We start from the raw sequence: 22,108 nt of genomic DNA, 5'->3' as shown, positions 1-22,108 counted from the left end.
ACAGCGCCTTGTGGGCAGATTATCAGCCCGCCCACCGGGCGCGTAGCTCAGCGGTAGAGCATTCGCTTCACACGCGAAGGGTCACAGGTTCAATCCCTGTCGCGCCCACCATTCCTTCAAAATCAAAGCCTTACACAAAGCCCCTCCGGGGCTTTTGGCGTTTTCGGGACAAAAGAATGCAGCCTTTCTGAAAAAAGGCTGCACCCAAAAACGTTTGCGAATTTTTACGTCCGGGGCGCGGCTGATGCCGTGCCCCGGAAGCGAAATCAGGCGGCCTTGGCCATGCCGCGCAGCACGTACTGCAGGATGCCGCCATTCTTGTAGTACTCGACCTCGTCCGCCGTATCGACGCGGCAGAGCAGCTCGACCTCTTCCTTGGAGCCATCCGGGCGGGTGATGATCGCCTTGATGTCCATCCGCGGGGCCAGCTTGTCGAGGCCGACAATGTCCACGGTCTCCTCGCCGGTCAGGCCCAGGCTCTTGCGGGTCTGGCCGTTCTTGAACAGCAGCGGCAGCACGCCCATGCCCACCAGGTTGGAGCGGTGGATGCGCTCGAAGCTCTCGGCGATCACCGCCTTCACCCCCAGCAGGAAGGTGCCCTTGGCCGCCCAGTCACGCGAGGAGCCGGTGCCGTATTCCTGGCCGGCGAACACCACCAGCGGCACGCCATCCTTCTTGTATTTCTGCGCGGCGTCATAGATCGGCATTTCCTGACCGCCCGGATAATATTTAGTGTTGCCACCCTCGGCGCCACCCATCATCTCGTTCTTGATGCGGATATTGGCGAAGGTGCCGCGCACCATCACATCGTCATTGCCGCGGCGCGAGCCATAGGAGTTGAAGTCCTTCTGCTGCACCTGATGCTCGGAGAGGAACACACCGGCCGGAGAGGATTTCTTGATGTTGCCGGCAGGCGAGATGTGGTCGGTGGTGATGCTGTCACCCAGCAGCGCCATGATCCGCGCGCCATGGATATCGCTCACCGGCTTGATCTCCGGGGTGATGTCCTGGAAGTAAGGCGGGTTCTTCACATAGGTGGAGCCGGACGGCCAGGCATAGGTGTCGGTGCCGCCGGTGACTTCGATGGCCTGCCACTCGGCCGGGCCCTTGAACACGTCCGAATAGCGCTCCAGGAACATCTCGCGGGTCAGCACCTTGCCGACGATATCCTGGATCTCCTTGTTGGAGGGCCAGATATCCTTCAGGAACACAGGCTTGCCGTCCTTGGAGGTGCCGATCTGCGCGGTGGTGATATCCTCGCGCATATTGCCGAACAGCGAATAGGCGACCACCAGCGGCGGCGAGGCCAGATAGTTGGCGCGCACATTCGGGTGCACGCGGCCCTCGAAGTTGCGGTTGCCGGAGAGCACGGACACCGCCACCAGCTTGTTGCTCTCGATCGCATCCACGATCGGGTCGGCCAGCGGGCCGGAATTGCCGATGCAGGTGGTACAACCATAGCCGACGGTCTCAAACCCGATCGCATCCAGATCCTCGGTCAGGCCGGACTTGTTCAGATAATCGGTGACAACCTGGCTGCCGGGGGCGAGCGAGGTCTTCACCCAGGGCTTCGGCGCCAGGCCCAGCGCCCGGGCCTTGCGGGCCACCAGGCCGGCCGCGACCAGCACGTACGGGTTGGAGGTGTTGGTGCAGGAGGTGATCGCCGCGATCACCACATCGCCATGGGTGATTTCGTAATTGGTCCCGGCGACGGCGCCCTTCGCCGCAACGGCATCGGCCGTCACGCCCAGGCTCTTGGTCAGCTCGGACTTGAAGGCCGAGGCGGCCTCCTTCAGCAGCACGCGGTCCTGCGGGCGCTTCGGGCCGGCGAGGGAGGGCATGACGGTGGAGAGATCCAGTTCCAGCGTGTCGGAGAAGACCGGCTCATGCGCGTCGCGCCACAGGCCCTGGGCCTTGGTGTATTCCTCGACCAGCTTGATGCGGTGCTCGTCGCGGCCGGAGAGGCGCAGATAGTCCAGCGTGACCTCGTCAACCGGGAAGAAGCCGCAGGTGGCGCCATATTCCGGGGCCATGTTGGCAATGGTGGCGCGGTCCGCCAGCGCCATATCGGCCATGCCTTCGCCATAGAACTCGACGAACTTGCCGACGACCTTCTTCGCACGGAGCATTTGGGTGACGGTGAGCACCAGATCGGTCGCGGTGACACCCTCGGAGAGCTTGCCGGTCAGCTTGAAGCCGACCACGTCGGGGATCAGCATGGCGATCGGCTGGCCCAGCATCGCGGCCTCGGCTTCGATGCCGCCAACACCCCAGCCCAGCACGCCCAGGCCGTTGACCATGGTGGTGTGGCTGTCGGTGCCGTACAGCGTGTCCGGATAGACATAGGTCTTGCCGCCATTCTCGGAGGTCCAGGCGACCTGGGCGAGATATTCCAGATTCACCTGGTGGCAGATGCCGGTGCCGGGCGGCACCACGCGGAAATTATTGAACGCTTCCTGGCCCCAGCGCAGGAAGCGGTAACGCTCGGCGTTACGCTCGAATTCGAGGTCGATATTCTTCTGCAGCGCGTCGTGGGAGGCGGAGTAATCCACCATCACCGAGTGATCGATCACCAGATCCACCGGGATCAGCGGGTTCACCTTCTCCGGGGCGGCGCCCAGGCGACCAATGCCGTCGCGCATCGCCGCCAGATCCACCACCGCCGGCACGCCGGTAAAATCCTGCATCAGGATGCGGGCGGGCTTGAACGGCACTTCCTTGGTGGAGGACGCCTTTTCCTGCCAGGCGATGATGGATTTGGCGTCTTCCTGGGTGTAGCTGCCGCCGTTTTCAAAGCGCAGCACGTTTTCAAGCAGAACCTTCAGCGTCTTCGGCAGGCGCGAAATATCGCCCAGCTTGGCGGCCGCGGCCGGAAGCGAGAAATACTCGTAGGACTTACCGTCAACGGTCAGGGTTTTCTTCGTTTCCAGGCTATCGTGGCCGATCGCTGTCATGGGGCTCAACCTTTCTGCAGTTGCCGCTTGTGATTTGGACCGGCTTAAACCATAGCCGTACCCGCCCGTCCATTCCGTGACCAAGGATTTTTGCACCTGCTCACTGCCCAAAAACTCGCCATTTTCCGCGGAGATCGCCTTGTTCAGCAGGGTCTGAGCTTCGAGCTTCGCCCTGGCGGCATGCTTCTGCTGCGCGGGGCGAATGGCGCGGGCAAATCCAGCCTGCTGCGCGCCATCGCCGGGCTCACCCCTTTGGCCGCGGGTGACCTGTTCTGGGACGCTTTGCCCGCCTTCGCCGACCGCGAGGCGCATGCCCAGCGCATCGCCTGGCTCGGCCACCAGGATGCGGTGAAACCGGCGCTGACCGCCGGCGAGCATGTGCCAGCGTCCGCGCTCGCCGCCGTGGGGTTGGAAAAATTCCAGGCTTTGCCGGCGCGTTTCCTCTCCGCCGGGCAGAAGCGCCGGCTCGCCATCGCCCGCGTGGTGGCGGCGGAGAAGCCGCTCTGGCTGCTCGATGAGCCAACCACGGGACTCGATGCCGCCTCCATCGACCAGTTTCTCGGGCTCTGCGCCGCCCAGCTGGCGAAAGGCGGCATGATCATCGCCAGCACCCATACCCCGATCGAACTGCCCGGCACAGAGGGTCTGGCGCTATGATCGGGCTGATCGCGCGGGAGCTGCGCCTTTCTATAAGACACGGCGCCGAGAGCATGGCCGCCCTGCTGTTTTTCGTTATCGCCGGTACGCTGTTCGCCTTCGGGGCGGGGCCGGACCCGGTGGTGCTGGGCCGCATCGCCCCGGGCGTGGTCTGGGTGACCGCGCTGCTGGCCGCCTTGCTGCCGCTGGAGCGGCTGTTCGGGCCGGATTTCGAGGATGGCACGCTGGACCTGCTGCTGCTCTCCGGCCAACCGGCGTCCTTGATCGCCGCCGCCAAGGCGATTGTGCACTGGCTGACCACCGGGCTGCCGCTGCTGATCATCGCCGGGCCGCTGGCGGTGATGCTGCGCCTGCCGGGCGAGAAACTGCCAGTGCTGCTGGCAACCTTGCTGCCGGGGACGCTGATTTTCTCGCTGCTGGGCACGCTGGCGGCGGCACTCACCACCGGGGCGCGGCGCGGGGCGATTTTGATGCCGCTGATCACGCTGCCGCTGATGATCCCGAGCCTGATCTTCGGCACCGCCGCCGCGACCAGCCCGCATCCGGCGGCGGCGTTTTATATGATTTTCGCGATGCTGCTGGCGGCCCTGCCGCTGGCGCCGCTGGGGACGGGATTGGCGCTGCGCGCCGCGGCGGAATAAGCAAGATGAAATAAGCAAGACGGGGGGACTTTTTGGAAAAAGTCCCCACACCCCCAAAAACTTTTATAACTTCAGGCCGTCGCCGGGAAAGACAGGCCCGATCCCGGATCGACAAAGGTCATCTTGTCGTGCACATCCTCGACGCCCGGCGCGTTCTCGGCGATGCACACCACCGCCTGGCGCTCCTCATCCGAGAAAATGGTGCCATCCAGCATCACCACCCTATCCTTCACACTGATCCGCAAGCCAGCTTTCGGCGCCCAGTTGGCCTTGGCGATCTCCGCCCTGATATAGGCCAGAATCTCCGCATCCGTCCGCACCTCCGGGTGGGTCTCGATCAGCTTCGCGGTCAGCGCCTTTAGCAGATCCGCACGGCTGACCACGCCGGTCAGCTTGCCATCCTCCAGCACCGGCAGGCGCTTGATATGCTTGCGCAGCATGATCTGCGCGACCTCACCCAGCGACATTTCTGGCGTCGCGAAAATCGGACTATGCGTCATCACCCCGCTGACATGGCGGGAATGGGTGGCGACATAATCCGCCGCCACCGAAGCCGGCTGCAGCAGCGCCTTCAGCCAGCCCGCCGGGCTGCCCTCGGTGCCGATCTCGGCCCGGCGCAGCAGATCCCCCTCCGTCACCACGCCCACCAGCACCCCGGCCTCGTCCAGAACCGGCAGGCCGCTGACATGGTTGGCCAGCATGATCCGCGCCGCATCCGCAACACTGGTGCGCGGCTGTACCGAAAGCGCGTTGCGCGTCATCACTTCGGAAACATTCATGGCATCCTCCTGAATAGAGCCTACCTTATTCCTGGCAGGAGACGCTTGCGCGCGCCTTGATGCTTGTCAATTGGCGGCTTCGGCGATGTTTTCCAAGGCTTGCGGCCGTTGCAGAATGATCTCGTGAATGCTGGGGATCTCGATCAGCCCGTCCTTTTTCAGCTGGCTGAGCGAGCGCGAGACGGTTTCGATGGTCAGGCCGAGATAATCCGCCAGATCCGTGCGCGAGAGCGGCAAGGTCAGTTTCGCCCCCGGGCGCGGCAGCTTGCCGGCCCCGCAAATCTCCTGGCGCTGCGCCCAGCCGATCAGAAAGCTGGCGATGCGTTCCAGCGCGGTCTTGCGGCCCAGCAGCAGCATCTGCTGCTGGCTCAGCACCAGCTCATGCATCGCCACATCCAGCAGCTTGCGCTCCAGCGCCGGATATTCGGTGAACATGGCGCGCAGATTGGCGCGCGAGAACCGGCAGAGCTGCACGGTCTCGATCGCCTCGGCCGAGACCATGTTGGTTTCCAGCGACGCCAGCCCGATGAAATGGCCGGCCGTGGCAAAGCCGGTGATCTGCCGGCGCCCATCCGGCAGCGCCTTGAACAGCCGCACCGTGCCGGCATTCATGTTGTAGAAATACTGCGCCGGCTCGCCCTCTTCCATGAACAGCTTGCCGGCCTGAAAAGTCACGCGCTGCGCCGCCCGGGAGAGAAACACCAGCTCATCATCGGAAAGCGCGTCGCACAGCCCCATATGGCGCGCGCCGCAATCATCACAGGCGGAAGCGGCCGGGCGCTCGGTCAGATTGATGGAGACCGGGTGGCGCAGCGAGGCGATCTTGCCGAAGGAACTCATGCAGGGATGATTACCCGCTGGGACCGCGTTGATCCATATCAAAATCATCCCGGCGGGCCGGCAGGAGACGCAAAATCGTCAGCGCAACAGCAAGTTCCACCCCCAGACCGATCACGCTGCCCTCCGGGCCGGTCAGCCCGCCGGAGAGCCAGGCCGGCCCAACCGGCAGGGTGCTGAGCAGCGCCCCGGCGCAGCCTTGGCCGCTATCATGGGTGCCGAAGATCACGTTCTGGGCAAAATCCCAGCCGGTGTGAAAGCCGATCGGCCACCACAGCCCGCCGGTGCGCTGACGGGCGAGGCATAAAATCATCCCGGCGCCGAACACGTTGAGGATGCCGAACACGCTCTCACCCCCGTTGCTGACATGCAGCAGCGCGAACACCAGGCTGGTGAGGAGCGCCGCCGGCCAGAAGCCGATGCCGCGCGCCAGCGCGACCAGAGGATAGCCGCGAAACCCCAGCTCCTCGGTCACGCCGACCAGCAGTGAGACGCCAAGCCACGCCGCCAGGCTGGCCAGAGACGCCGCCAGCCCCAGCCCCTGCAAGCTGATCCGCGCCAGCCCGCCGCCCCAAAGCAGCCCGATCAGCAGTGAAAGCACGGCGATACCGGCCGCCAGCCCCCCGGCCAGCGCGCGAACGGGCCGCGGCTGGCGCAGCCCGAACGCGGCGACCTCCCGCCCCTCGGCCCGGGCCATGGCCAGGCTGGCGAGATAGATCGGCACCAGCAGCAAAACCTCGTTGAGCAGGATGATGCGCGGGGTGAGCAGCGCCGTCGGCCTCACCCAGGGCGGCTTCAGCCAGGCCAGCCCGGCGATTTCGACCGCGACCAGCACCAGGGCGATCAACAGATAGGCGAGCCCGCGCCAGCCGGCGCGCACCCCCGCCGGTCCGCGCAACCACCCTTGGCCTGCTCTGCTCATCCAAGCCGCCATCGCCCCTCCGACAAAGAAAAAGGGATGCTCCCTCGCGGAAGCATCCCTTTTCGGAAGCAGCTTGCCAAGGGCCGCAACCGGCCCAAGGCATCGAGATTACTCGGGAAGGGTCGCGTGGGTCATCGAGACGTTGCGCGCTTCCGGCCCGAACAGCATCAGCAGGATCAGCACCACGGCGACGACACCGCCGACCACCGCCAGCGCATAGCCGTAATCCCCGCCATGGCTCATCGCCATGCCAACCTGGATCGGCGCGTTGAAGGAGGCGACGAAATTGCCCAGCTGATAGACGAAGCCCGGGAAGGTGCCGCGGATTTCGGACGGAGAGAGCTCGTTCAGATGCACCGGCACCACGCCCCAGGCACCCTGCACGCCGATCTGCATGAAGAAGGCGGCGATGGCGATGGTGGTGAAATCCGAACCATGCGACCAGGGATAGAGGGCCAGCAGCGAGACGCAGCAGGCGCCGATGATGGCGTAGCGGCGGCCGATTTTCTGGCTCAGGAACCCGAACAGGATGCCGCCGATGATCGCGCCGGCATTGAAGATCAGCCCGGCATTGGCCATCTGGCTGTGGGTGAAGTGCAGCTGCTTGCCCAGGAACAGCTTGACGTAAATGTCCTGCGTGCCGTGGGAGAAGAAGTTGAAGGCGGCCATCATCAACACGCCATAGACAACCAGCTTCATGTTCTTGCGCAGAACCGTGCCGATGGAAACCTTGGTCGGGCGATGCTTCATCGCCTCGAAGGCCGGGCTCTCTTCCACCTGGGTGGCGATGTAGAGCACCAGCAGGGCCGGCAGCGCGCCGACGAAGAACATGCCGCGCCAGCCCAGCGGCTGCATGCCGAAATCGAACAGCAGCGTGGCCAGGAAGAAGCCGAACGGATAGCCCGCCTGCAGCAGGCCGGAGACCCAGCCGCGCCAACGATCCGGGATCGTCTCCATCGCCAGCGAGGAGCCCAGGCCCCATTCGCCGCCCATGGCGATGCCGAACAAGGTGCGGATGACCATGAAGGACACGAAGGACCAGGCGAAACCGGTCATCGCCTCAAAGAAGGAATAGAGGACGATCACCAGCATCAGGATCGGCTTGCGGCCGTAAATATCCCCCAGCCGGCCGAACACGAAGGCGCCGATGGCGCGGGTGCCGAGCGTCAGGGTGATCGAGAACGCCACGGAGCCGATGGTGACGCCGAACGCCTTGGAGACGTTATCGAGGGTGAGGATCAGAATGAAGAAATCGAACGCATCCAGCGTCCAGCCCAAGAAAGCGGCCACAACGGCATTACGCGCCCGCCTGATATCGATAGCCGAGGTCCCCGACATGTCGTTTCCTTCCAAAATGTCATCCCATGCAAACCGGCAAAATAAAACTTTCGCCAGATACGCTCCGGTACAATAGAGCATCTATGGGGCAGAGATTTTTCGGAGGCAATTGCTTCAAGGAAAGTTTTTTATGAATTTTGGAATTTTTAACGCACTATACTGCAGCGCAGCATCATTTCGCCCACGCACGTGAAAAAAACGCCAGAAAAGCGTGACCGCACCTGGAGAAAATTAAATTCTACCAAGAACAAAGATTAAAATGTCTGAGAGAAAATTTGGTCGGAGTGAGAGGATTCGAACCTCCGGCCCCTGCGTTCCGAACACAGTACTCTAACCAGGCTGAGCTACACTCCGATGCGGCGAGCCTATAGCCAAGCCGGAAAACTTCCGCAAGCCCCCTCCCGCAGATCGGTGAGATGTTGGTGCGGCGCCACATGCCGACCCAGAAGCGGACATAAAGCGGTTACGTTTCTCGCGCTAAAACCGGCTGATTATCAATGAGTCATAGCCAAAACTGAAAGCCGGATGGTAGGACCACACGCATGTGCCTGATTTGCGACCCCACACGCCGTGACTTTCTGCGCCTGGGACTCGGCGCCGCCGGGCTTGCCGCCCTCTCCCGTCCGGCCCGCGCCGCCATGCAGAAGCCGCTGATCATGCTGGATCCCGGCCATGGCGGGCATGATCCCGGCGCCATCGCCCCCGACGGCTATTATGAAAAGACCATTACCCTGGCCACGGCGCTGGAATTCCACCACGCTTTGCTGGAGACCGGCCGCTACCGCGTCGCGATGACCCGCAGCAGCGATGAGTTCATCACGCTGGAGGGGCGCGTCAATCTGGCGCTGGCGCATAAGGCGGATCTGTTCCTCTCGATGCATTGCGATCATCTGCCCGAATCGGATCTGCGCGGCGCCTCGGTGTTCACCTTGTCCAACAAGGCCTCCGACCGGCTGGCGGCGGCGGTGGCGGCGGATGAAAACAGCGCCGACGGCCCCAGCGCCGGCCCCTCCGGCGTGTCCCCGCAAGTGGCGAATATCCTGGCCAGCCTGGAAACACGCGCCACCAAGATCGGCTCCGCCACCTTCCAGAACGACATCGCCAGCTCGCTTGCCGGCGACATCCCGCTGCTGCCCGACCCCAAGCGCAGCGCCAATTTCGCGGTGCTGCGCGACCCCTCCATCCCCTCCGTGCTGCTGGAGATGGGCTGCCTCAGCAATGCAGAGGATGAACGGCGCCTGCGCGACCTGCGCCAGCGCCGCCAGCTGGTGGCGAAGCTCACCCGCGCGGTGGACCATTATTTCACCGGCCCGGCCGGCGGGCGCATGGCCGGCTGAATTGCAAAGCTGTCATTTCGGCTCTCTCGCGGGCCATAAAACAAGGTGCTAAGAGCCGCGCATGTCCGATCAGAATGACGATTTCACGCCCGGCGAGCGGCTGGCGCGCCCGAGCCGCCCGCAGGCCCCGCAACGGCCAAAACCGCCCCGGGACCCGCGCGCGCCGAAGCCCCGCAAGCCCCGCGGCCTGATCGGCAAAATTTTCGCGTTCTGCGTCTCCAGCGTCTATAGACTGGCATTTGTCGTCATCATCGCCGGTATCGTCGTGGCGGGTGGCGGCTTCCTGTATTTCTCCTCCGGCCTGCCCAGCATCGACAGCCTGAAGACCTACAAGCCGCCTTTGGAATCGCGCGTCTATACCTCGAATTTCCAGCTGCTGGCGGAAATGGGCACGCAGCACAGCATCTATGTGTCCTACGACCAGATCCCGAAAGTCGTGCAGAACGCCTTTATTTCGGCGGAAGACCGGCTGTTCTGGGTGGAGCCGGGGATCAATCCGGCGGCGATCGTGCGCGCCGGGCTGACCGACATCACCTTGATCGGCTCCGGCCGGCGGCCCATCGGCGCCTCCACCATCACCCAGCAGGTGGTGAAGAACATGCTGCTGGATAATCACATCACCTTCGCCACCAAGATTAAGGAGGCGCTGCTGGCGATGCGCGTCAGCCAGGCGATGAGCAAGCAGCAGGTGCTGACGCTGTATCTGAACGAGGTTGATCTCGGGCAGAATTCCTTCGGTGTCGCCGCCGCCGCGCAGACCTATTTCGACAAGCCGCTCTCCCAGCTCGATATCGCCCAGGCGGCGACGCTGGCGGCACTGCCGAAGGCGCCGACCAACTACAACCCCTTCCTCCACCCCGCCGATTCGCTGCAGCGGCGCAATTTCATCATCGGCCGGATGCTGGCCGATGGCGTCATCACCCAGGACCAGGCCACGGCCGCGCAGGCCGAGCCGCTGCTGCCGAAAGCCGGGCAGGCCCGCCAGGATCTGGTGAATGGCGGCTATTTCGCCGATGCGGTGCGCGCCCAGCTGGTGCAGAAATTCGGCGCCGACGCGGTGAATACCGGCGGGCTGATCGTGCGCACCAGCCTCAACCCGACGCTGCAGCAGGCCGCGACCACGGCGGTGCGCAACGGGCTGGAGGATTACGACCATATCTATGGCGGCTGGCACGGGCTGGTGAACCATCTCGCGACGCCGGATCTGGCCGATAACTGGCAGAAGCTGCTGGCCAAGCAATCCACCCCGCAAGGCATGCGCGAGGGCTGGCGGCTTGGCATCGTCCTCGCCGCCAGCGGCCCCAGCGCGCGCATCGGCACGCTCGACCCGGCGGACGGCAAGCCCGGCATCGGCACGCTGCCGATCGCCAATATGCGCTGGGCCCGCCCGCTGGTGAACGGCCATCCCGGCGCGCATCCCAGCTCCACCGCCCAGGTGCTGCATGAAGGCGATGTGGTGATGGTCTCCGGCGACCTCAACGCTTTGTCCCTGGAGCAGATCCCGCTGGTCCAGGCGGCGCTGATCTCGATGGATCCGCGCACCGGCCGGGTGCTGGCCATGGTCGGCGGCTGGAGCCATAATGTCAGCCCCTTCAACCGGGCCATCCAGGCGCAGCGCCAGCCGGGTTCCTCGGTGAAGCCGCTGGTCTATCTCACCGCCATGGAACAGGGCATCCAGCCCGACGCCCAGGTACTTGACGGCCCCTTCGTGCAGACCCTGCCGGATGGCACCGTCTATCGCCCCGGCAATTATGAGCTGACCTTCGAAGGCCCGGTGCCGATCTTCCATGCGCTGGAGCAGTCGCTCAACCTGGCGACGCTGCATCTGGCGCGCCAGATCGGCCTGCCGGCGATCGCCAAAACCTTCCAGGATTTCGGCATCGTCGATAAAATGCCGCCTTATTACCCGTCGGCCATCGGCGCCATCGACACGACCTTGTGGAAGATGGTCGCCGCCTATGCGACCATCGATAATTACGGCCGGATGGTCACACCCAGCCTGATCGACAGCGTCACCAACCCGGATGGCACGGTGCTCTATCAGGCGCCCGGCGAGCAATGCGCCAATTGCGTGAATGGCAACCCCGACCAGCCCCCGGTTCTGACCCAGACCGGCCAGCAGGTGGCGGATCCGGATTCCGCCTATCAGATGCAGGTGATGATGAAGGGCGTGGTGCTGCGCGGCACCGGTGTTCCGGCGGTGAAGGGCATTTCCCAGCCTGTCGCCGGCAAGACCGGCACCACCAACGATTTCAACGATGCCTGGTTCATCGGCTACACGCCGGGCATCGTCACCGGCTGCTGGACCGGCTTCGACACGCCGACCAGCCTGGGCAACAACGAGACCGGCGGCAATGTCTGCGGCCCGGTCTGGAACGAATTCATGAAGGTGGCGCTCAAGGGCCAGCCGGATCTGGATTTCGCCACCCCGCCCGGGATGACCCTGCAGCAAGTGCCCGAGCCGAACGGGCAGATGGTGACGGAAGCCTTCAAACCCGGCCAGAGCCCCGGCGCACAGAACCAGAATGGCCTGCTCGGCGGCGGCATGGATAACAGCCAGAGCGGCGCCCCGAGCCTGACCGCCCCCGGCCAGCAAGCTGCCCCCGGCACGCCGGCCACGCCCTCCACGGTCGAGAAATCTCTGGGCGGCCTTTATTGATCCCGGATCTCCCCAAAGAAAAACCCGCCATGAGGCGGGTTTTTCTTTGCCCGATGAGCGACTCCGGCGGGCAAATCAGCGCGCCGCCAGCCCCAGCACATGGCCGTCGGCGCCCTGCAGGATCACCGCGACATGCTGCCCTACCGGGCGCGGCGCCCGCAATTGCAACGCGGCCCCGGACCAGGCGCCCAGAGGCACCATGGCGCGCACCACATTCACCTCGGTGATCAGCACCCCGCCATTCTCCCCGGCGCCGACATGGGTACGGTGCTGGTCGTCATAGCCAACCAGCAGCACCGAGCCGGTGCCTTTGCCGGCGGCCACCGAAATGCCGAGCTGATCCTGCCCGGAAATGCCGATCGCCACATTCCCCGCGGGCGCGGCCTTGGCGGATTTGATCGCCGCGCGCAGCTCCGCCGCATGGCTGCCGACAAGCTGGCTTTGCCCATCCACCACCGCCTCGGGCGTATAAACCTCGGTGCTGTGGCGCAGGCCGGCATACCAATCCTGCCGGTCCGTGGCGCCGGGGAGCGAATCGGTATCCTTCCAGCCGAGATCGTTCCAATAGGTCACGTCGAAGCTCAGCGGCAGAATATCCTTATCCTGCGCCTTCAGCACGCCCAGCAGCGCATTCGCCGGCGGGCAGGAGGAGCAGGATTGCGAGGTGAACAGCTCCACCAGCACCGGACGGGCAAAGGCCGGCGACGCGGCCAGCGCGAAGGCGGCGGCCAGCGCCAGACGATGCGCCCTCACGAGCCGCTGAACCAGTTATAACCCTGGTCCTCCCAATAGCCGCCCGGATAGACATTGGTGACGGCGAGCTGGATGATGGATTTCGGGTTCTTGAAGCCGAGCTTGATGGGAATGCGCAGCCGCACCGGCGCGCCGAACGGCGCGGTGAGTGGCTGGCCCAGGAAATCCAGCGCCAGGATGGTCTGCGGATGCAGGGCGGAGGGCATGTCGATCGAGCTGTAATAACCATCGGCGCATTTGAAGCTGACATATTTGCAGCTGGTATCCGCGCCGACATGCGCCAGGAAATCGCTCAAGCGCACGCCCGACCATTGCCCGATCACCCGCCAGCCTTCGACGCAGACGAAGCGTGTGATCTGCTCATGCTGCGGCAGGGCGCGCAGCTGGGCCAGGCTCCAGCCGGTCTTGCTCTGGATCTGCCCGCCCAGCTCCAGCTTATAGCTGGCGGCATCGACGACCGGCGCCTGGTCGATGGAATAGAACGCGTTGAAGCGCGGCGGCCGGGTGATCTGGTCCGGCCGGAAGGTGGGCGCCAGGGTGCGCGGGTCGAACAGAGCCTCCTGCACCCGGTCATTCCAGGCGGACATCGCATGCAGGAATTTATCGGCGAGGTCCGGATGCGCCGGATCCTCGTAATTGCAGCCCCCGAGCGGGGCGGCGGCGCCGAGCGCCATGGCACGCAGCAGCAATGAACGGCGTTGGATCATGGCAGACGGCCTCCAGTGATCATCGGCGGCAAGGTTTTCGGCACCAGCGCCACCAGCAGAAGATGAATGAGGATGAACAGGCAGATCCCGGTCATCGCGAAGAAATGCACGTAACGGGCGATGAAAAACCCGCCAAAGGCATCACACAGGAACCAGAGCTGCACCGGCTTCCAGATCGACAGCCCCGAGAGCACCGCCAGCAGCCCGGCCAGCAGCACGCCCAGATACAGCAGGCGCTGCACGGCATTATAAACCCCGCGCTCATGCTTGAGGTTAAAGCGCAACGCCGCCCCCAGATCCGCCAGCACCGCGCGCGGCCGGATGGGGAAGAATTTCCTGTAATGCCCGCTGGCCAGGCTCCAGACCAGATAGATCAGCCCGTTGAGCACCAGCAGCCACATCGCCGCCAGATGCCAGGCGATGCCCGCCCCCAGCCAGGCGCCGATGCCGACGGGGAAATTGAAATTGAACAAGGGCGAGGCATTATAAATCTGCCAGCCGGAGCCAATCATCATCACCATCGCGATGACGTTGAGCCAGTGGGTCAGCCGCAAGGGCCAGGGATGGATGACGCGCGCACGCATGGCCGGCACTCCGTTCGGTTTTGAAAACGTACAGCCTTATACGCCATAGATGCCGGCCTGGATGCGGTTGATTCAGGCATCGAGTTCATGCCTCAACGGCATTGGCGCAGCCGGTCGTGAATGGGCCATCTCAGGGGCACCGGATCTTCCGGCCTCACCCACAGGAGAATTTCGATGTTGCGTTCACTTGCTTTCGCCGCTGCCATGTCCCTTTCCATGGCCGGCGCCGCCCTCGCCCAGACCAGCACCGGCATGAGCCATGATACGATGGGCAATAACGCCATGAGCCACGACAGCATGGGCAACAACGCCATGAGCCATGACAGCATGGGCAATAATGCGATGCAGCATGATGATATGGGCAAGACCAAAACCCAGGACAGCATGGGCAACGGCATGAGCCATGACAGCATGGGCAATAACAGCATGGGCCACAGCAGCAACAGCCAGTAATCGCCAGCACAGCGCCTCACGCCTTGGCGTGGGGCGCCGGAATGGGGACGCCCATGTCTTCTTGACGCTCCGGCGTCACTCTCAATACATAATACCCCACGCCACCCAGGAGGCCGACCATCGGCGATCTGACCCAGAAGCTGGATAGTCTGCGCGCAAGCCGGCGTGAAAATGCGGTCTGGGATGCGTCTTATCGGCAGCTTGTCGAAACCCTCGAAGCGGCCGGCATGGCGGAGCTGATCCTGCCCGAAGGGGCCATTTTCCCGGATTTCATGCTGCCGGATGCGCAGGGCGGGCTGGTCTCGCTCAACGGGCGGTTACGCCACGGGCCGGTAGTGCTGGGATTTTTCCGCGGCACCTGGTGCCCCTTCTGCAAGCTGATGCTCGAAGCCCTGGCCGAGGCGATGCCGCGCATCGCCGACATGGGCGCCTCGCTGCTTGCCCTTACCCCTGAAACAGGCCCCCTGCCCGCCGCCCTGCAAACCCGCCATGGCGGCCGGCTGGACGTGCTGTGCGATGTGGATTTCGGCGTCGGGCTGCAGGCCGGGGTGGTGTACCGGATTCCCCCCCTCTACCGCGCCGGGCTGATCGCCGCCGGGCTGGATATGGAGCTGCGCCACGGCAATGCCGCCTGGTGCCTGCCAGTGCCGGCGATTTTCATCATCACCCCGGATGGGCGCATCGCCCGGCGCTTCGTGGATATGGATTTCACCAAATGGCCGGAGCCAGAGGCCATTCTGGACGCGCTGGCGGGCCTGCGCTGATGGAACTCACCCAGGTCCGCTATTTTCTGGCCTTGTGCGAGACGCTGAATTTCTCGCGTGCCGCCGAGGCCTGCAACGTCACCCAGCCGGCCTTCTCCCGCGCGATCCAGAAGCTTGAGGAAGAGCTTGGCGGCGCCTTGATTTTCCGCGAGCGCACCCTCACCCGCCTGACCGCTTTGGGCCAGGAGATGCGCCCGCATTTCGAGACGATGGTGGAGGCCGCCCAGGCCGCGCAGGCGCTCGCCCGCGCCCATCAGAACCCGGCCCCGCGCAGCCTGCGCATCGGGCTCGGCCCCGGCATCCCGGCCACGCCGATCACCGGCGCGGTGGCGGAGATTTTGCGCGTGCTGCCCGGCACCGAAATCCATTTCTCCGAGGCGCCATGCGGTACGCTGGTGGATGCGATGCTGGCCGACGCGCTGGATTGCGCCCTGCTCCCCGCCGACGCGCCGCTGCCCGAGCGGCTGAATCGCTGGCCGGTCTTCACCGACACCCCCCGGCTGATCTGCCCGGAAACCCATCCGCTTGCCAGCAAAAACCAGTGCGGCCTGGAAGATCTGGCAGGCGAAACCCTGCTGCTCAGCGATGAATGCGGCAATTTCGGCGAGGCGCTGGCGCGGCTGGCGGAACCGCCTTTGCGCACCCAGCGCCTGCGCGCCGGGCTGGGACAGATGCAGGAGCTGGTGCGCGCCGGGCTGGGCGTGGCCCTGCTCTCCGACCGTGCGGCGATCTCCCCGTCTCTGGCGGCGCGGGACTTCGTGGAGCCGGATCTGACCCGGCAGATTTTGCTCACCGCCGTCGCCGGCCGGCCGCTGCATCAGGCGGCGATGGGGTTTATCCGGCTCTGCCGGGCGAATGCGTTTGCGTAAAAATATTTAGGCGAAGGCGGCAAAGTCGCCGCCGCCAAAAGGATGAGGCGCTTTATCAGAGCAATATATGTTGAGGTTGACCCGGCAGCGTCAAGATAAACACATGAAATTGCACGTCAAAATAAAAATCAGAGGATCAAAGCAAAAAAGCTCGATGTCCCGGTTCAACCAGACCAGTCGTCAGCCCGGCTCGCCCTGCACCGGCTCCACGCCCTGGGCGCGGATCAGGTCGGTGGCTTGAATAATCGCCGCCTCGATGGCCGGCAGGTCGGTGCCCTTGGCAACCAGCGCAACGCCCCAGCCGCCATCGCGCTTGAACGGGTAGCTGCCGAGATCGAGCTGCGGGAACGCCTCCTGGATCGCCTCCAGCCCGGCGGCGATGCCGCCTTCCATCACCCCCATGCCGTGCACGGCGCGCATCTGGATCGCCTCGCCACGCGGCAGGGTGGCTTCCAGCGTCTTCATCATGGATTGCATGATCCGCGGCACCCCGGCCATCACATGCACATTGCCCATGGTAAAGCCCGGCGCGATGCTGGCTTCGTTCTTGATCGGCACGGCGCCGCGCGGCATCGTCGCCATGCGCTGGCGGGCTTCGTTGTAGCGCTCGCCCATATGGGCCTTCATCTCCTGGTCGGTTTCCTCATGCAGCTCCCAGGGCACGCCGAAGGCGGCGGCGATGCATTCGCTGGTGATGTCGTCATGGGTCGGGCCGATGCCGCCGGTGGTGAACAGCATGGTGTAGGCGGCGCGAAGCTCGTTCACCGCGCCGATGATGCGGGCGGCAATGTCGGGCACCACCCGCACCTCCTGCAGCCTGATGCCCAGGGCGGCCAGGCGCTGGGCGATGAACTGCACATTCACATCCTGGGTGCGGCCGGAAAGGATCTCATTGCCGATGATCAGGATGGCGGCGGTGGGGTTGCCGGCTTGTGCGTCGTTCATAGAAAATCCCTCAACATCGGTATCAGTGGACGGTCGGCGGCGGGCATCGGGTATTCGGCCAGATCCGGCGGCGCCACCCAGGCGAGTTTCTGCCCCTCGCGGCCGCGCGGCTCGCCCTGCCAGCGCCGGCAGAGAAACACCGGCATCAGCAGATGGAAACTGTCATAAGCATGGGAGGCGAAGACGAAGGGGGCGAAATCCTTCGGGTCGGTCTCCAGCCCCAGCTCCTCGCGCAGCTCGCGGGCCAGCGCGCCTTCCGGAGTCTCGCCCGGCTCCAGCTTGCCGCCGGGGAATTCCCAGAGCCCGGCCATCTTCTTGCCCTCCGGCCGGCGGGCCAGCAGGATGCGCCCTTGCGCGTCGATCAAGGCGGCGGCGACCACCAGCAAGGTTTTCGCCGCCTGTTCGGGCGGGGCCGCCTTGGCGTCCTGCGGCAGCTCACGGGCCAGGGTAAAATGCTTCACCGGCAGCTTCTCGCCGGGGCGGCAGGAGAAGACGCGGTGGCCGTTATGGGTCTTGGTGAAGCCGAGATTGCGCAGCAGCGCCAGCGAACCGTCATTATCCGCCGCCACCACGGCGGAGAGATGGGTGATCGGCAGGCTGGCGAAAGCCCATTCGGTGAGCCGGCGCACCGCCTCCAGCGCGTAGCCCTGGCGCCAATGGGCGCGGCCGATCCAGTAGCCCAGCTCGGCGGATTTACGGTCCTTGGAGAGTTTCAGTCCGGCGCAGCCCAGCAGCTCGTCACTGCTTGCATCGGTGATGGCGAATTGCTCGGCCCGGCCGGCTGCCCGGTCCGCCCCCGCCGCCTGCACCCATTCCGCCGCCTGGAGGGCGGGGTAGGGAAAAGGCGCGTCCGGCACGCGCCGGCAGATGTCCCAGTCATTGATGAGACGATGAAAGGCGGCGACATCCCCCCCGTGCAGCGGGCGCAGGGTGAGACGCGTGGTGCGCAGCACCGGACCTGGCGGCAATGCGAGCCCGGGCATCAGCGAATCGAGGAGATCAGGCATGCTGAAGTCAGTGTAACCCGCAGTTGATCTTCCCGCCAGGACTGGGCAAGCATGCGCGCCATGAACGCTGAGTCCGAGACATTTTCGCAGACCATGGAGGAGATGGGCCGCCGTGCCCGTGCCGCCGCAGCTACCCTGGCGCAGCGCCCAGCCGCCGCGCGCGATGCTGGCTTGCGCGAAGCCGCCTCTGTCCTGCGGGCCACCGCCCCGGCGATCCTGGAAGCGAATGGCAAGGACATGGCCGCCTATAAAGGCTCGGCCGCGTTCGGTGACCGGCTGCTGCTGAACCCGGCCCGGGTGGAGGCGATGGCCAAGGGGCTGGAAGAGGTGGCGGATCTGCCCGACCCGCTGGCCCATATGCTGGCCGAATGGACCCGCCCGAATGGCTTGCGCATCGCCCGCATCGCCCAGCCGATCGGCGTGCTGGGGATGATCTATGAGAGCCGCCCGAATGTCGGTGCGGATGCCGCCGCCATCGCGCTGAAATCCGGCAATGCCATCATTCTGCGCGGCGGCTCAGAGAGTTTTCACTCCGCCCAGGCGATCCACCAGGCGGTGACCGCCGGGCTGCGCGCCGCCGGGTTGCCGGCGGATGCGGTGCAGGTGGCGCCCTCGACCGACCGGCGCTTCGTCGCCGCCATGCTGGGGGCTGTCGGGCATATCGACCTGATCATCCCGCGCGGCGGCAAGACGCTGGTGGAGCTGGTGCAGCGCGAGGCGCGGGTGCCGGTGCTCTCCCACGCCGAAGGGCTGAACCATACTTACATCCATGCCGCGGCCGACCCTGAGATGGCGCGCAGCGTGCTGGCCAATGCCAAGATGCGCCGGCCCGGCGTTTGCGGCGCCACCGAGACGCTTCTTATAGACGCGTCCATCGCCCCTTCCCTGCTGCCGGTGCTGGTGGAAGACCTCGCCAAGCTGGGCTGCGCCTTCAAGGCGGATGCGCAAGCGCGGGCGATCCTGCCGGCTTTGCCCGCCGCCGAAGAGAAGGATTTCGACACCGAATGGCAGGATGCGATCCTCAGCATCGCCGTGGTCGACGGGCCGGAGGGCGCGCTTTCGCATGTGCGCGCCCATGGCAGCGAGCATACCGAGGCGATCATCACCCAGGATGAGGCGGTGGCGGAGGCTTACCTCGCGCGCTGCCCGGCGGCGGTAACGCTGTGGAACGCCTCGACCCAGTTCTGCGATGGCGGCGAGTTCGGCTTCGGCGCAGAAATCGGCATCGCCACCGGCCATATCCATGCGCGCGGGCCGATCGGGCCGGAACAGCTCACGACGTTCCGCTACGTGGTGCGCGGCACCGGCCAAACCCGCCCGTAACCCCGCCCCTTGCCCTTCAACACGCCAACCTATGGCCATCGGCACCGGCTGAAAATCGGGCTGCTCGGTGGCTCCTTCAATCCGGCGCATGAGGGGCATCTGCATGTGGCGCGCGAGGCGATGCGGCATCTGGGGCTGGACCAGCTCTGGCTGCTGGTCTCGCCGGGCAACCCGTTGAAGCCGGCGAACGGCATGGCGAAGCTGGCGGAGCGCGTGGCGAGTGCCCGCAGGATCGCCGATGGCAGGCGGATCATCGCCACCGATATCGAGACCCGCATGGGCACGCGCTATACCCGCGACACGCTGCGCGGCCTCAAGCGCCGCTTTCCGCGCGTGCGCTTCGTCTGGCTGATGGGGGCGGATAATCTGATCCAGCTGCCGCGCTGGGGGCACTGGCAGGAGATCATCCATGCGATGCCGATGCTCGTCGTCCCCCGCCCCGGCGCCACCCGCCAGGCGCTGGCCGGGCGCGCGGCAAAGCGCCACCAAAAAGATCGCCTTCCCGCGCGGGCTGGGTTATGTCTGGCGACAATGCGGGCGCCGGCCTGGATTCTCCTGCCCGTGCGGGAGAACGCGGCCTCGGCCACCGCATTGCGCCGCAGGATTTTAGAAGGAACGCAGCCATAACGCGCACGCCCACCCGCACCCCGGCCAGCCGGGGCGCCAAAACCACCGCCCCGCGTAAGCGCGCCGCCAAGCCGGCCGCCGAAACGGTCACCGACTCGATTGCCAGCATGCCCGGCACCCCGCGCAAGAAGGCCGCCATCGCCGGGCCGAAGCGCAAGAAGGCCGAGCCGAAGACCACCCCGGAATTTCTGGACAGGCTACAGGCGGTCATCGTCACCACGCTGGAGGATGACAAGGCCGAGGATATCGTCTCGCTGGATCTGGCCGGCCGCGCCTCCTTCGCCGACCGCATGATCATCGCCACCGGCATCGCCGACCGGCAGATCGCCGCGATGGCGACGCATCTCTACGAGAAGCTGGCCGCGGCCGGGTTCCGCAAGCCGCTGACCGAGGGCGCGACCGGCACTGACTGGGTGCTGATCGATGCCGGCGACATCGTCGTGCATCTGTTCAAGCCCGAGGCGCGCACGCTCTACGGGCTGGAGAAGATGTGGTCCGCCGAGCTGGATGAGGCGGATAGCGAGGCTTGAGGCTGCTCGCCATCGGCAAGGCGCCGTCGAAGGCGCCGGAGATGGAGCTGTTTGCCCGTTACGCGAAACGCATCCGCCCCGCGATGGGGCTGGTGGAGTTCGCGGATGGGCAAGGCGCTCCCGCCGAGATCAAGCGCCGCGAGGGCGAGGCCATCCTCGCCGCGCTGAAGGCCGATGAATTTCTGATCGCATTGGATATGGATGGCGCGGCCCCGGATTCGCCGGGGCTGGCGAAGCTGCTGGCCGGCTGGCTGGAGCGGAGCAAAAAACTGGCCTTCGTGATCGGCGGAGCGGAGGGGCTGGACGCGCCGGTGATCGCCCGGGCCGGGGCCAAACTCTCGCTGGGCACCCTCACCTGGCCGCATATGCTGGTGCGGCCAATGCTGGCCGAGCAGATCTACCGGGCGCAGAGCATTCTGGCGGGGCATCCTTATCACCGGGCCGGACGGCCTTGAAATTTTAAAGGTTTTTTGGTGCCGCTTTTTTTCAAAGAGGCGGCGAAAGCTTCAAGCCTGCACTTCATCCGTCCAGACGCGGAATCCATCCAGCGTATGGGCGCCGAAATGGGTGGTGATGGCGGTATCCGCCGCATCCATGCCGCGCGCGACCAGCACACGTCCAATCCGTGGAATATTGTGGCGCGCATCGAAGGTCAGCCATTGGCCGCCGATATACGCCTCGAACCAGGCGGAGAAATCCATCGGCGCGGGGTCTTCCGGCACGCCGATATCGCCGAGATAGCCGGTGCAATAACGGGCTGGAATGTTCATGCACCGGCAGAGTGTCACCGCCAGATGCGCGAAATCCCGGCAGACGCCGACGCGCTCCTGATAGGCCTCGAAGGCGGTGCGGGTGTTGCGGGCGAAATGATAGCCGAATTTGATATGTTCATGGGTGAAGGCGCAGATCGCCTGCACGCGGTTCCAGCCGCCGATCACTGGGCCAAACCGCGCCCAGGCGATTTCCACCATCCTGTCGGTCTCGCAATAGCGCGAGCCGAGCACGAAGCGCAGCGTCTCGTCCGGGAGATCGGAAATCTCGTGCTGCCGGGCATCGGGGACGCAAAGATCTGGCGTGCCGGGGTCATCGATCAACATGTCCGCGCTCAGCCGGATCTGCCCGGCGGGTGCGACAAAACGCGAGACTTTATTGCCGAACCCATCACGATACTGACTGACCGATACCGGCGGATGAATGGCGAGCTTGTCAGACCCGGCGAGGTCGGGCACGCGCGATTCATGGATGCTCAGATGCGCGATCATGGGCGTGGGCTGAGGGTGAGATACGATAATCTCGTAGCCAAGGTGGATGCGCATGAAACCTCACGTTCGTTCAATCGATCTCGTTCAATCGATATGGGGCGCTGTCAGGCGCGGATGAGCCAGCCCGGCCGCGTTGTAATCTGTGTTTAACGGTGAGGGT

The 22,108-nt window shown here is 65.0% G+C and carries 22 protein-coding genes and 2 tRNA genes; 12 read left to right on the top strand and 12 right to left on the bottom strand.

Going from position 1 to position 22,108, the window contains the following annotated elements:
• The first annotated feature begins 36 nt into the window (after positions 1 to 36).
• Positions 37 to 111 (top strand) — tRNA-Val (locus tag MXAZACID_RS02900).
• Between the two features lie 155 nt (positions 112 to 266).
• Here the strand turns inward: MXAZACID_RS02900 and acnA are convergent.
• The gene (gene acnA, locus MXAZACID_RS02895) at positions 267 to 2,954 is read right to left on the bottom strand and encodes an aconitate hydratase AcnA (protein ID WP_008492560.1); all 2,688 of its coding nucleotides are present in this window, start codon (positions 2,952 to 2,954) and stop codon (positions 267 to 269) included.
• A gap of 90 nt (positions 2,955 to 3,044) precedes the next feature.
• On the opposite strand from acnA, the gene ccmA reads away from it, so the two are divergent.
• Positions 3,045 to 3,611, top strand: coding sequence for a heme ABC exporter ATP-binding protein CcmA (gene ccmA, locus MXAZACID_RS02890; RefSeq protein WP_008492559.1), 567 nt, complete (start codon positions 3,045 to 3,047; stop codon positions 3,609 to 3,611).
• Positions 3,608 to 4,252, top strand: a complete 645-nt coding sequence (gene ccmB / locus MXAZACID_RS02885; protein ID WP_008492558.1) for a heme exporter protein CcmB — start codon at positions 3,608 to 3,610, stop codon at positions 4,250 to 4,252. Before ccmA ends, ccmB begins: the two co-directional genes overlap by 4 nt.
• 71 nt (positions 4,253 to 4,323) lie before the next feature.
• Here the strand turns inward: ccmB and MXAZACID_RS02880 are convergent, their stop codons facing one another.
• The 5 genes from MXAZACID_RS02880 to MXAZACID_RS02860 form a co-directional block, all read right to left on the bottom strand.
• Positions 4,324 to 5,031 (bottom strand): CBS domain-containing protein, encoded by a 708-nt coding sequence (locus MXAZACID_RS02880; protein ID WP_008492556.1) that lies wholly within the window; start codon positions 5,029 to 5,031, stop codon positions 4,324 to 4,326.
• A 66-nt stretch (positions 5,032 to 5,097) separates the two neighbouring features.
• Positions 5,098 to 5,871: a Crp/Fnr family transcriptional regulator gene (locus MXAZACID_RS02875; protein ID WP_008492554.1), complete on the bottom strand. Its 774-nt coding sequence runs from the start codon at positions 5,869 to 5,871 to the stop codon at positions 5,098 to 5,100.
• Between the two features lie 10 nt (positions 5,872 to 5,881).
• Complete coding sequence (locus MXAZACID_RS02870; RefSeq protein ID WP_168118374.1) at positions 5,882 to 6,790, bottom strand: CPBP family intramembrane glutamic endopeptidase; 909 nt, start codon at positions 6,788 to 6,790, stop codon at positions 5,882 to 5,884.
• 108 nt (positions 6,791 to 6,898) lie between these two features.
• The gene (locus MXAZACID_RS02865; protein ID WP_008492552.1) at positions 6,899 to 8,128 is read right to left on the bottom strand and encodes an MFS transporter; all 1,230 of its coding nucleotides are present in this window, start codon (positions 8,126 to 8,128) and stop codon (positions 6,899 to 6,901) included.
• Positions 8,129 to 8,404: 276 nt separating this feature from the next.
• Positions 8,405 to 8,482, bottom strand: a tRNA-Pro gene (locus tag MXAZACID_RS02860).
• Positions 8,483 to 8,670: 188 nt separating this feature from the next.
• Between MXAZACID_RS02860 and MXAZACID_RS02855 the strand changes: the two genes are divergently transcribed.
• Complete coding sequence (locus tag MXAZACID_RS02855) at positions 8,671 to 9,465, top strand: N-acetylmuramoyl-L-alanine amidase (protein WP_008492551.1); 795 nt, start codon at positions 8,671 to 8,673, stop codon at positions 9,463 to 9,465.
• 61 nt (positions 9,466 to 9,526) lie between these two features.
• Positions 9,527 to 12,124 carry a penicillin-binding protein 1A gene (locus tag MXAZACID_RS02850; RefSeq protein WP_008492550.1) on the top strand — a complete coding sequence of 866 codons (2,598 nt, stop codon included), beginning with the start codon at positions 9,527 to 9,529 and terminating at the stop codon, positions 12,122 to 12,124.
• Positions 12,125 to 12,199: 75 nt separating this feature from the next.
• Here MXAZACID_RS02850 and MXAZACID_RS02845 read toward each other — a convergent pair whose 3' ends face one another.
• Genes MXAZACID_RS02845 through MXAZACID_RS02835 form a run of 3 tightly spaced genes read right to left on the bottom strand, consistent with a single transcriptional unit; the run spans position 12,200 to position 14,168 of the window.
• On the bottom strand, positions 12,200 to 12,877 hold the full coding sequence (locus tag MXAZACID_RS02845) for a thioredoxin family protein (RefSeq protein ID WP_008492549.1): 678 nt from the start codon (positions 12,875 to 12,877) through the stop codon (positions 12,200 to 12,202).
• Complete coding sequence (locus MXAZACID_RS02840; protein WP_008492548.1) at positions 12,874 to 13,584, bottom strand: molybdopterin-dependent oxidoreductase; 711 nt, start codon at positions 13,582 to 13,584, stop codon at positions 12,874 to 12,876. The genes MXAZACID_RS02845 and MXAZACID_RS02840 overlap by 4 nt, the downstream gene beginning before the upstream one ends.
• Positions 13,581 to 14,168, bottom strand: a complete 588-nt coding sequence (locus MXAZACID_RS02835; protein ID WP_008492547.1) for a cytochrome b/b6 domain-containing protein — start codon at positions 14,166 to 14,168, stop codon at positions 13,581 to 13,583. Before MXAZACID_RS02835 ends, MXAZACID_RS02840 begins: the two co-directional genes overlap by 4 nt.
• Before the next feature lie 174 nt (positions 14,169 to 14,342).
• Between MXAZACID_RS02835 and MXAZACID_RS02830 the strand changes: the two genes are divergently transcribed.
• The 3 genes from MXAZACID_RS02830 to MXAZACID_RS02820 all read left to right on the top strand — a co-directional run bounded on the left by MXAZACID_RS02830 (position 14,343) and on the right by MXAZACID_RS02820 (position 16,254).
• On the top strand, positions 14,343 to 14,621 hold the full coding sequence (locus MXAZACID_RS02830; RefSeq protein WP_008492546.1) for a hypothetical protein: 279 nt from the start codon (positions 14,343 to 14,345) through the stop codon (positions 14,619 to 14,621).
• A 227-nt stretch (positions 14,622 to 14,848) separates the two neighbouring features.
• Positions 14,849 to 15,385 carry a peroxiredoxin-like family protein gene (locus MXAZACID_RS02825; RefSeq protein WP_008492544.1) on the top strand — a complete coding sequence of 179 codons (537 nt, stop codon included), beginning with the start codon at positions 14,849 to 14,851 and terminating at the stop codon, positions 15,383 to 15,385.
• Complete coding sequence (locus MXAZACID_RS02820) at positions 15,385 to 16,254, top strand: LysR family transcriptional regulator (RefSeq protein ID WP_008492543.1); 870 nt, start codon at positions 15,385 to 15,387, stop codon at positions 16,252 to 16,254. Before MXAZACID_RS02825 ends, MXAZACID_RS02820 begins: the two co-directional genes overlap by 1 nt.
• A gap of 180 nt (positions 16,255 to 16,434) precedes the next feature.
• Here MXAZACID_RS02820 and MXAZACID_RS02815 read toward each other — a convergent pair whose 3' ends face one another.
• Positions 16,435 to 17,199 (bottom strand): molybdopterin-binding protein, encoded by a 765-nt coding sequence (locus MXAZACID_RS02815; protein WP_008492542.1) that lies wholly within the window; start codon positions 17,197 to 17,199, stop codon positions 16,435 to 16,437.
• A complete protein-coding gene (mutT, locus tag MXAZACID_RS17620; RefSeq protein ID WP_008492541.1) occupies positions 17,196 to 18,206 on the bottom strand; it encodes an 8-oxo-dGTP diphosphatase MutT in 1,011 nt (336 codons plus the stop codon). Before mutT ends, MXAZACID_RS02815 begins: the two co-directional genes overlap by 4 nt.
• A 51-nt stretch (positions 18,207 to 18,257) precedes the next feature.
• Here mutT and MXAZACID_RS02805 point away from each other — a divergent pair, with 51 nt between their 5' ends.
• From MXAZACID_RS02805 to MXAZACID_RS02790, 4 genes are all read left to right on the top strand, one after another.
• Positions 18,258 to 19,529, top strand: coding sequence for a glutamate-5-semialdehyde dehydrogenase (locus MXAZACID_RS02805; protein ID WP_008492540.1), 1,272 nt, complete (start codon positions 18,258 to 18,260; stop codon positions 19,527 to 19,529).
• 9 nt (positions 19,530 to 19,538) lie between these two features.
• Positions 19,539 to 20,156 carry a nicotinate-nucleotide adenylyltransferase gene (locus tag MXAZACID_RS02800; protein ID WP_008492539.1) on the top strand — a complete coding sequence of 206 codons (618 nt, stop codon included), beginning with the start codon at positions 19,539 to 19,541 and terminating at the stop codon, positions 20,154 to 20,156.
• Positions 20,157 to 20,263: 107 nt separating this feature from the next.
• Positions 20,264 to 20,686, top strand: a complete 423-nt coding sequence (gene rsfS, locus MXAZACID_RS02795; protein ID WP_008492538.1) for a ribosome silencing factor — start codon at positions 20,264 to 20,266, stop codon at positions 20,684 to 20,686.
• Complete coding sequence (locus MXAZACID_RS02790; RefSeq protein WP_008492537.1) at positions 20,683 to 21,141, top strand: 23S rRNA (pseudouridine(1915)-N(3))-methyltransferase RlmH; 459 nt, start codon at positions 20,683 to 20,685, stop codon at positions 21,139 to 21,141. Before rsfS ends, MXAZACID_RS02790 begins: the two co-directional genes overlap by 4 nt.
• Positions 21,142 to 21,192: 51 nt before the next feature.
• Here MXAZACID_RS02790 and MXAZACID_RS02785 read toward each other — a convergent pair whose 3' ends face one another.
• Positions 21,193 to 21,948 (bottom strand): transglutaminase family protein, encoded by a 756-nt coding sequence (locus MXAZACID_RS02785; RefSeq protein WP_008492536.1) that lies wholly within the window; start codon positions 21,946 to 21,948, stop codon positions 21,193 to 21,195.
• Positions 21,949 to 22,108: the final 160 nt, after the last annotated feature.

The organism is Acidocella sp. MX-AZ02, assembly GCF_000306035.1.
GTDB lineage: Bacteria > Pseudomonadota > Alphaproteobacteria > Acetobacterales > Acetobacteraceae > Acidocella > Acidocella facilis.
This window is presented reverse-complemented; position numbering and strand designations above follow the sequence as displayed.

Bases quoted from the DNA above. Each gene is read 5' to 3' on its own strand.
- acnA (WP_008492560.1), bottom strand. From the start codon at position 2,954: ATGACAGCGATCGGCCACGATAGCCTGGAAACGAAGAAAACCCTGACC.
- ccmB (WP_008492558.1), top strand. From the start codon at position 3,608: ATGATCGGGCTGATCGCGCGGGAGCTGCGCCTTTCTATAAGACACGGC.
- MXAZACID_RS02880 (WP_008492556.1), bottom strand. From the start codon at position 5,031: ATGAATGTTTCCGAAGTGATGACGCGCAACGCGCTTTCGGTACAGCCG.
- MXAZACID_RS02875 (WP_008492554.1), bottom strand. From the start codon at position 5,871: ATGAGTTCCTTCGGCAAGATCGCCTCGCTGCGCCACCCGGTCTCCATC.
- MXAZACID_RS02870 (WP_168118374.1), bottom strand. From the start codon at position 6,790: ATGAGCAGAGCAGGCCAAGGGTGGTTGCGCGGACCGGCGGGGGTGCGC.
- MXAZACID_RS02865 (WP_008492552.1), bottom strand. From the start codon at position 8,128: ATGTCGGGGACCTCGGCTATCGATATCAGGCGGGCGCGTAATGCCGTT.
- MXAZACID_RS02855 (WP_008492551.1), top strand. From the start codon at position 8,671: ATGTGCCTGATTTGCGACCCCACACGCCGTGACTTTCTGCGCCTGGGA.
- MXAZACID_RS02850 (WP_008492550.1), top strand. From the start codon at position 9,527: ATGTCCGATCAGAATGACGATTTCACGCCCGGCGAGCGGCTGGCGCGC.
- MXAZACID_RS02840 (WP_008492548.1), bottom strand. From the start codon at position 13,584: ATGATCCAACGCCGTTCATTGCTGCTGCGTGCCATGGCGCTCGGCGCC.
- MXAZACID_RS02835 (WP_008492547.1), bottom strand. From the start codon at position 14,168: ATGCGTGCGCGCGTCATCCATCCCTGGCCCTTGCGGCTGACCCACTGG.
- MXAZACID_RS02830 (WP_008492546.1), top strand. From the start codon at position 14,343: ATGTTGCGTTCACTTGCTTTCGCCGCTGCCATGTCCCTTTCCATGGCC.
- MXAZACID_RS02825 (WP_008492544.1), top strand. From the start codon at position 14,849: ATGGCGGAGCTGATCCTGCCCGAAGGGGCCATTTTCCCGGATTTCATG.
- MXAZACID_RS02820 (WP_008492543.1), top strand. From the start codon at position 15,385: ATGGAACTCACCCAGGTCCGCTATTTTCTGGCCTTGTGCGAGACGCTG.
- MXAZACID_RS02815 (WP_008492542.1), bottom strand. From the start codon at position 17,199: ATGAACGACGCACAAGCCGGCAACCCCACCGCCGCCATCCTGATCATC.
- mutT (WP_008492541.1), bottom strand. From the start codon at position 18,206: ATGCCTGATCTCCTCGATTCGCTGATGCCCGGGCTCGCATTGCCGCCA.
- MXAZACID_RS02805 (WP_008492540.1), top strand. From the start codon at position 18,258: ATGCGCGCCATGAACGCTGAGTCCGAGACATTTTCGCAGACCATGGAG.
- rsfS (WP_008492538.1), top strand. From the start codon at position 20,264: ATGCCCGGCACCCCGCGCAAGAAGGCCGCCATCGCCGGGCCGAAGCGC.
- MXAZACID_RS02785 (WP_008492536.1), bottom strand. From the start codon at position 21,948: ATGATCGCGCATCTGAGCATCCATGAATCGCGCGTGCCCGACCTCGCC.